This is a genomic window from Streptomyces sp. HSW2009 (genome assembly GCF_040240285.1).
Classification (GTDB): domain Bacteria; phylum Actinomycetota; class Actinomycetes; order Streptomycetales; family Streptomycetaceae; genus Streptomyces.
Genome location: NZ_JBEHZD010000386.1, coordinates 1 through 7,876, shown reverse-complemented (window position 1 = coordinate 7,876; position 7,876 = coordinate 1). Strand labels below are relative to the sequence as shown.

The 7,876-nt window shown below is 74.5% G+C and carries 5 protein-coding genes; 1 reads left to right on the top strand and 4 read right to left on the bottom strand.

Going from position 1 to position 7,876, the window contains the following annotated elements:
* Positions 1–155: 155 nt before the first annotated feature.
* The 4 genes from AAHZ94_RS24100 to AAHZ94_RS24085 all read right to left on the bottom strand — a co-directional run bounded on the left by AAHZ94_RS24100 (position 156) and on the right by AAHZ94_RS24085 (position 7,202).
* The gene (locus tag AAHZ94_RS24100; protein WP_349995151.1) at positions 156–1,838 is read right to left on the bottom strand and encodes a DUF885 domain-containing protein; all 1,683 of its coding nucleotides are present in this window, start codon (positions 1,836–1,838) and stop codon (positions 156–158) included.
* Between the two features lie 277 nt (positions 1,839–2,115).
* Positions 2,116–3,408 carry a GNAT family N-acetyltransferase gene (locus AAHZ94_RS24095; protein ID WP_349995150.1) on the bottom strand — a complete coding sequence of 431 codons (1,293 nt, stop codon included), beginning with the start codon at positions 3,406–3,408 and terminating at the stop codon, positions 2,116–2,118.
* Positions 3,409–3,582: 174 nt separating this feature from the next.
* Positions 3,583–5,157, bottom strand: coding sequence for an alkaline phosphatase D family protein (locus tag AAHZ94_RS24090; protein ID WP_349995149.1), 1,575 nt, complete (start codon positions 5,155–5,157; stop codon positions 3,583–3,585).
* Positions 5,158–5,576: 419 nt separating this feature from the next.
* Positions 5,577–7,202 carry an aminotransferase-like domain-containing protein gene (locus AAHZ94_RS24085; RefSeq protein WP_349995148.1) on the bottom strand — a complete coding sequence of 542 codons (1,626 nt, stop codon included), beginning with the start codon at positions 7,200–7,202 and terminating at the stop codon, positions 5,577–5,579.
* A gap of 224 nt (positions 7,203–7,426) precedes the next feature.
* On the opposite strand from AAHZ94_RS24085, the gene AAHZ94_RS24080 reads away from it, so the two are divergent.
* Positions 7,427–7,876 (top strand): EamA family transporter (locus AAHZ94_RS24080; RefSeq protein WP_349995147.1); only part of this gene is annotated, 450 nt, incomplete at its 3' end.

Sequence of the window (7,876 nt, the reverse complement as noted above, 5' to 3'; positions counted from 1 at the left end):
CCCCCCCCCCCCCGCCCCCCCCCCCGCCCCCCCCCCCGGCCCCCGGGCGCCCGCGGGGGGGGGGGCGGCGGGGGGCGGCGGCGGCCCCCCCCCCCCCCCCACCCCGTGCTCGCGCTCACCGTGCGTCGGGGGTCACGGTGTCGTCAGTGCGCGGCTCACAGCGCCGCGAGCTCGGCCACCAGGTCGTCCAGGCCGAGCGAACCCTGCGAGAGGGCCGCCATGTGCCACTTCTTCGCGTCGAAGGAGTCGCCGTGCGCCGCCCGCGCCGCGTCGCGACCCGCTAGCCAGGCACGCTCGCCCAGCTTGTAGCCGATCGCCTGGCCCGGCATCCCGAGGTAGCGGACCAGTTCGCTCTCCACGTAGTCCGACGGCCGCCCGCTGTGCAGGTCGACGAACTCCTGGGCCAGTTCCGGCGTCCAGCGCTCGCCCGGGTGGAACGGCGAGTGCTCCGGAATCTCCAGCTCCAGGTGCATGCCGATGTCGACGATCACTCGCAGCGACCGCATCATCTGCGCGTCCAGGTAGCCGAGCCGCCGCTCGGCGTCGGTCAGATAGCCCAACTCGTCCATCAAACGCTCCGCGTACAGCGCCCACCCCTCGCAGTTGGCGCTGACCTGGCCCACCGTGGCCTGGTAGCGCGAGAGCTGGTCGGCCACGTGTGTCCACTGGGCCAGTTGCAGATGGTGGCCCGGCACGCCCTCGTGGTACCAGGTGGTCACCAGGTCGTACACCGCGAACCGGGTCTCACCCATGGTGGGCAGCCAGGTGCGGCCGGGGCGGGAGAAGTCGATGGAGGGGGCCGTGTAGTACGGCGCCGCGGCCGATCCGGGCGGCGCCAGCATCGACTCGACCTGCTTGATCCGGTCGGCGAGCTCGAAGTGCGTGCCGTCCAGCGCCGCGATCGTGTCGTCCATCAGCTTCTGGAGCCACACCCGGGTCTCCTCGGCCCCCTCGATGGCGGCACCGTGCTCGTCGAGGTGGTGCAGCACCTCCCAGGGCGTGGCGTCGGGCAGGATCTTGGCCGCCTCGGTGCGCATCTCCGCGTGGATGCGGTGGTACTCGGCCCAGCCGTACCCGTACGCCTCGTCCAGGTCCAGGTCGGCGCCGTTCCACTGGCGGGCCCAGCGGCGGTAGCGGTCGCGGCCCACCACGTCGGGCGCGCCCGCGATGCCCGGCGCGTAGCTGTCCCGCAGCCAGTCGCGCAGCGCCACCAGCGCACCGGTGGCCCCGGCCACCGCCGCGTCCAACTCGGTCCGCAGCTCCGCCGGACCCTCCCGGGTGAAGTCGGCGAACCAGCCACCGTCGGTGCCGATCCACTGCCCCAACTGCTCGATGACGGTGGAGACCTGGCGCGGCCCACCGGGCAGCCCCTGCTCAAGACCGGTCGCCAGCGAGACCCGGTAACCCGCAAGGGAGTCCGGCACCGCGCGCAGCCGGGCCGCGATGTCGGCCCAGTGCTCCGCGGTCTCGGTGGGCATCAGCGTGAACGAATCGCGCACGAAGTGCAGCGGCGAGAACAGGTTGCTGATCGCCCGCAGGTGTTCCCCGGACTCGTGGATGGCGAGGTCGGCCGTCAGGCGCTCGCGCAACAGCCGGGCACAGCGCCGCTCGGCGTCACTGTCGGCGCCCGGCCGCGCCTCGGCCTCGGCGAGCCGGTCCAAGGTGGCCCGCGACAACTCGGCCAGCGCCTGCTGCCCGGTCGGGGAGAAGTCGGGCAACAGCCGGGCGCTCTCCGGGACGCCCAGGTAGGTGCCGGTGATGGGGTCGAGTGCGACGAGGGCGTCGACGTAGGCGTCGGCGACCTGGCGCGGTAGGGGTGCGTTGATGATCTCGGACATGTGGTCATCCTCGTATGCCGGACGCCGTCGCGTCACTAGGAATCGAGGCATGGTCCGAGACGGCTCGGACACCCACCGGTCCCGGCGACCGGGCAGCCCGGCGCGCCTGCCCCGGACGGCCGATGACTACCCGTCCGGCGGCGCCGGACACCCCCGGCCGGCGGCGCGGTCGGGGCATGCCCGCGGGGCCCTGCCCGCCGGCCATCTGGCCCGGCCGGCGCCGCCCGGTTGGCCGCCAGCGGCGCGGCCGATCGGGGTCGCCGGACCGGGGGTGGTCTCAGCAGCCCTCGCTGCGGGGCCTGGCCGGCAGGGCGGCTGCGGTCAACTGGGCGGTGATGACCAGCGTGCCCTCTTCCACCTGGTAGTCGAGCGGCAGCCCGAGGCCGCGCATGGCGGCGACCATGCCGGTGTTGGTGGCCTGGGTGACCGCGTAGACATCGGCCGCTTCGGTCTCGGCGGCGAGTTCCACGAGGTGCCGCAGCAGCCGGGTGCCGATGCCGCGTCGCTGCCAGGCGTCCTCCACCAGCAGCGCCACCTCGGCCTCCTCCCCGTCCCACAGCAGGTGACCGAGGGCCACGAGCTGCCCGGACGTGGTCTGTACGGCGAGGGTGCGGCCGTACCGGGGGCTCAGCAGGTGCTCCAGATAGCGGTCCGCTTCGTGGACCGGGCCGTGGTAGCGCAGGGCCAGCGTCGCCCGGGAGCAGCGGGCGTGCAGGGCGCGGGCGGCCTCCAGATCGGAGGCGTCGGCGCCGCGCACGACGATGCCGTCGCCTGCGGGCAGCGTCAGGGCGCCCTGGTCGGCCGCCGCGGCGCGGGGGCCGAGCTGCGAGTCGAGCTCGATCAGCGCCCGGGCGCGGGCGAACTCCGTCGGGGTGAACGGCAGATGGGGCCGCTCGACGGTGACCCAACCACCGGCGGGGTCACGCAGTCGCATGACCGGTTCCTCCAGCAGGCCCTCGGCGGGCACCGCGCCAGCGGCGTCGCGCTGCGCGGGCGCGGGCTCGGCGGGCTGGGAGCGGATCGTGCAGCGCCCGAGCAACTGGCGCAGGGCCACGGGCAGTTCCGCCGCGTCCAGGGCGGTCCTGGTGGCCAGGCCGAGCACCCGGGTCGGCGCGTCCACCAGGTCGTGCGCGTCCGCCCGCTCCACCCAGGTGTCCCGGCCGCCGCCGGTGGCCGCCGCGGCGCTGAGCACCTCGGCCGGCAGCTCCGCCGGGGCGCGCAGCAGCATCTCGTCCACCGTTCCGTCGGCGAGCGGATGGGTCTGGAGGGAGAGGATGTCCACCTGCCGCACGGCCAGTGCGGCGCACAGGGCCGCCAGGCTGCCCGGCCGGTCCCGCACGGTCGTACGCATCCGCCACAGCGCCGTGCCGCCGCCACCCACCGCTGCTGCGGCGGGCGGGGCGGGCACGGCCGCCGTGGCGCCGGTATCGGAATCCGGCTCCGTGGGCGGGGCGTGGCTATGCCGTCCCGGGCCCCACGGCAGGCCGTGCGGCGCGGTGATCCGCTCCGCCAGGCGCTGCCGCCAGGTGCGACGGGTTTGGGCACGCTTGGTCAAGGTCACGTCACGCATAGCTCCACTCTCCGGGAGTGGTGTTGCGTGATCGCAAACGGTGTGTGACTGATGAGTTAAGGGAGGTTCTGGGCAGCTATCGCCCGATTCTGTTCGATGGTCAACCACTGATGTCCCCGTCCCTCGTTCGTCTTCTCCGCACTTGTCCAGTCGTGCGCCGCCGTCGCAGCTACCTCACTGCCCCACGCGGCCCGGCTGGAGGGTCTTGGTGAAGAGGGTCGCGCCGCCCTCTTCGCGCAGCCGGACCGTCAGCTCCGCGCTGCCCCCGTCGATCTCCACCTCGCCGTAGTACTGGCCGCCCTCGGCCGGCGAGACGTTCGCCCGGTCCGGAGCCTTGATGAACATCTGCTCGGGGCCGAACGTGCCGTCCAGCTTCACCGCCGGGAAGCCACCGGCGTGCAGCGGCCCCGACACGAACTCCCAGAACGGCTCGAAGTCCTTGAACGCGGCCTTCGCCGGCGAGTACCGCTGTGCCGACGTGTAGTGAACGTCGGTCGTGAGCCACACTGTTCCCGTAATCCGACGGTGTTTGATGTACCGCAGCAACTCCGCGATCTGGAGCTCCCGGCCGAGCGGCGCGCCGGGGTCGCCCTGCGCCACGGCCTCGAAGTTCGTCGCCCCGTCGGTGACCACGAGCCCCAGCGGCATGTCGGCTGCGATCACCTTCCAGGTGGCGCGGGAGCGGGCGAGTTCGCGCTTGAGCCAGGCGAGCTGCTCGCGACCCATGATGCCGACCGGGTCCTTGGTCTGCCGGCCCGGCGAGTTGGCGTTGCGATAGGTGCGCATGTCCAGCACGAAGACGTCGAGCAGCGGACCGTGCCGCACCACGCGGTAGGCCCGACCCGAGCCGTCGGTGCGCGGCGTGGACATCGGGTAGTACTCGCTCCAGGCCCGCCGGGCCCGGGCCGCGAGGACGTCTACGTTCTTCTCGGTGTACCGGCTGTCGTCCAGGATCTGACCCGGGTACCAGTTGTTCCGTACCTCGTGGTCGTCCCACTGGATGATCGAGGGCACCTGCGCGTTGAAGTCCCGCAGGTTGTGGTCGAGCAGGTTGTAGCGGAAGTTGCCCCGGTACTCGGCCAGGGTCTCCGCGACCTTGGACTTCTCCTCGGTGGTGACGTTCCGCCAGATCCGCCCGTCGGGCAGCGTGACGGTGGGCTCGATCGGGCCGTCGGCGTAGATGCTGTCGCCGCTGCACAGGAAGAAGTCCGGGTCGAGGTCGCGCATCTCGCTGAAGATCCGGAAGCCGCCGCGGTCCGGGTTGATGCCCCAGCCCTGCCCGGCCAGGTCGCCCGACCACAGGAACCGCACGTCGCGCCGGCGGCTGGCCGGGGCGGTGCGGAAGGTGCCGTACACCGGCTTGCCGGTGCGCCGCGGGTCGTCCGGGTCGGCCAGCGTGATCCGGTAGTGGATCTGCTCGCCGGGCGGCAGGCCGTGCAGCGCGGTGCGGCCGGTGTAGTCGGTGCCGGGGCCGACGAGCGGGCCGTACCAGCGGCGGGCCCGGCGGAAGGAGTCGGTCGCCGAGGTCTCCACCAGCATCCGGGCGCGGCGGTCCGAGCGCACCCACACCAGGCCCGACGTCGTCGTGATGTCACCGGCCTGGGTGCCCCAACGGGCCTGCGGTCGCCCACCGAGCGCGAGCGCCGGCGCCGCCGTGGCGGCGGCCGGCAGGGCGAGCGCGGCGGAAGCGACCGCCGATCCGCGCAGCACCGTACGCCGCCCGATCGTGTTCCCGGGGTCCCGGCTCATGCATAACCTCCTGCTATTCCCATGCCGCGCCTACTTCACGCCTGTCGCCGCAGTATCGCCCGAGGAATCTTGGGCAATACGGACGGAACCGCAACGCCAGGTGAACTACTGGCCAGCACCTGGGGGGTGGTTCGGTCCCCCCCGCGACACCGGTCCGCGTGGCTGCTCCATTGCACCCCCGCTCGCCGCTGAGGGCGAGGGTCGTCACACGACGCGTACGGATTTCGTACGGGGCGGATACGCACCGGCACGACGACCGGGCCCGGTTTCGACGCCGCGGACGCGGGCCGTGACCGGGCGTGCGGCCCGGTACTTCGACGTGCTCCCCGGCGGGTGGAGCCACCCGTCCCGGGGCCCGACGCCGGGCCGGCGAGCGCGTTGGGCGCTCACCCCGGCGGGGTTGTGGTGCGCGGCGGCGGTCAGCGCTGGAGGTCGCGTAGATGGCGCACCGCGGCTGCGATGCGCCCCGGTGACAGGTGTGCGTAGCCGAGCACCAACCGCACCCCGTCGCCGTCCCCTTCATCGCTCCCGGCTCCGGCCCCGTCACCTTCATCGGCCCCGCCCCCGGCCGTGCACGCGTACGAGGTCAACGGCGCGAGCGCCACCCCCGCCGCCCGGGCCCTGGCCAAAAACCGCCGCTGCGGGCCGTACCGCGCGGGCAGCCGGGCGATCACGTGCAGGCCGGCGGCGATGCCGGTCACCTCGGTGCCGGGGAACTCCGTGGCGAGGGCCGCCACCAGCGCGTCCCGGCGCTCCCGGTAGGCTCGTTGGCAGCGGCGCAGATGCCGGTCGTACTCGCCCCGCTCGATCAGGTCGGCGAAGAGCGCCTGGTCCAGTACGGGGTGGCCGAGGTCCATCGCCCGCTTGTGCTCCACGACCCTCCCCACCAGGTGCTGCGGCACCACCAGCCACCCCAGCCGCAGCCCGGGGGCGAGCGACTTGCTGGCCGAGCCGGCGTAGGCGACCCGGGCCGGATCGAGGCCCTGGAGCACGCCCACCGGTGCCCTGTCGTATCGGAAGTCCCCGTCGTCGTCGTCCTCGATGAGCAGCCCGCCGGTGGCCCTGGCCCAGTCGAGCAGGGCCGCACGGCGCTGGGGCGAGTAGGCGATGCCGGAGGGGAACTGGTGCGAGGGCGTGAGGACCGCCGCCCGCACCCCGGCGGCGCTGAGTGCCGCGGGGTCGAGCCCCGCACCGCCCACCGGCAGCGGCACCGCCTCCACCCCGACCGAGGCGAACAGCCCCTGGTAGGCGGTGCCCGGGTCCTCCAGGGCCAGCCGCGGCCGGCCGCCACCGCCCGGCGGCACGCCGCCCCAGCCGGCGCCGGTGGGCGCAACCCGCGGCACCTGCCCCACCGAGTCCGCGCCCGCCCACCACCGGTCCCCGCGGTGTGCGTCGGGCTCCACCGCCGTCCCGCCGCGGGCGTCGGTGGCGTCCCGCCCCCGGGGGAGCCCCGCGGGCGCGGCCCCCTCGGGCGTGAGGAGCGGCCGGTCGCCGTGGGCGGCGAGCACCGCGCCGAGCAGCGCGAGGGCCTGGGCGACGCCGGAGCAGATGACGATCCGTTCGGGATCGGCGACCACGCCGCGCCGCCGGGTGAGCAGCCCGGCCAACGCCTCGCGCAGTTCGGGCAGTCCGCGCGGGTCGGGGTAGCCGAGCGTGTGGTGCGGCAGCCTGGCCAGCACCCTGCGGTGCGCGGCTGCCCACGCCGTACGCGGGAAGAGCGCGAGGTCGGGCGTGCCGGGCAGGAAGCCGGCCGGCGGCCCGGCGGCGGCCACGCCCGGCTTGCGCGCACTGGGCTTGGCACAGCGCACCGCGCCACTGACCCAGGTGCCGGAGCCGCGGCTGCTGCGGAGGTACCCCTCGGCCGTCAACTGCTCGTACGCATCGGTGATCAGGCCACGCGAGACGCCGAGGTCGGCGGCGAGTTCACGGCTGGCCGGCAGCCGGGTGCCGCCCGCTATCCGCCCGGAGGTGATGGCGTCGCGCAGCGCGTGCTGGAGGGCCCGGCCCCGCCGGCGCGCCGGCAGCGCGGCACTGGGCAGCAGCAACTCCCAGGCGGGCGTCGCCGCGGCGCCCGAAGGAGCGGCGGGGCCGGGCGGGCCCGACGACGGGGGAGCGGCGGGAGGAGCAGAGAGAGAAGCAGAAGCAGCAGGGGAAGCGGAAGCCGCAGGGGAATCGGAAACGGAAGCCGAAGCAGAAACAGAAGTGGTCCGCGAAGCGCTCATCGAATTGGACCTTAAGGCGTACCGCGGCGCTGCCTAGCGTCACCCCCATGGAACACAGCAACTCCGCACCGCCCTGGCAGGGCGCCGTACTCGCCGCCGTCGCCTGCACGCTCGTCGGCGCCTCCTTCACCGCCAACAGCGTCCTGAACGACTACCCGCACGCCGGCGGCCAGGCCGTCCGCTACGCACTCGGCTGCCTGCTCCTGCTACCGCTGGTCGGGCGCGGCGGCCTGGCGCCGCTGCGGAAGCTGACCTGGCGCGGCTGGGTGCGGCTGGCCGTGCTGGCCGGGATGGGCATGGTCGGCTTCAACCTGGCGGTACTGGCCGCCGAGCGCACGTCGGAGCCGGCCGTGCCCGGGGTGTTCGTCGGCTGCGCACCCGTGGTGGTCGCGGTGCTGGTGCCGCTGGCCGCCGGCCGCCGCCCCGCCCCGCCCCCCCCGTGGGGCGCGCGGCTGGTGGCGGGCCGCGCCAGCGCCGGACCGGGCGGGGGCCGGGGC

Excerpts from the sequence above, each read along its gene's own strand:
- AAHZ94_RS24100 (WP_349995151.1), bottom strand. The coding sequence starts at position 1,838 with ATGTCCGAGATCATCAACGCACCCCTACCGCGCCAGGTCGCCGACGCC.
- AAHZ94_RS24095 (WP_349995150.1), bottom strand. The coding sequence starts at position 3,408 with ATGCGTGACGTGACCTTGACCAAGCGTGCCCAAACCCGTCGCACCTGG.
- AAHZ94_RS24090 (WP_349995149.1), bottom strand. The coding sequence starts at position 5,157 with ATGAGCCGGGACCCCGGGAACACGATCGGGCGGCGTACGGTGCTGCGC.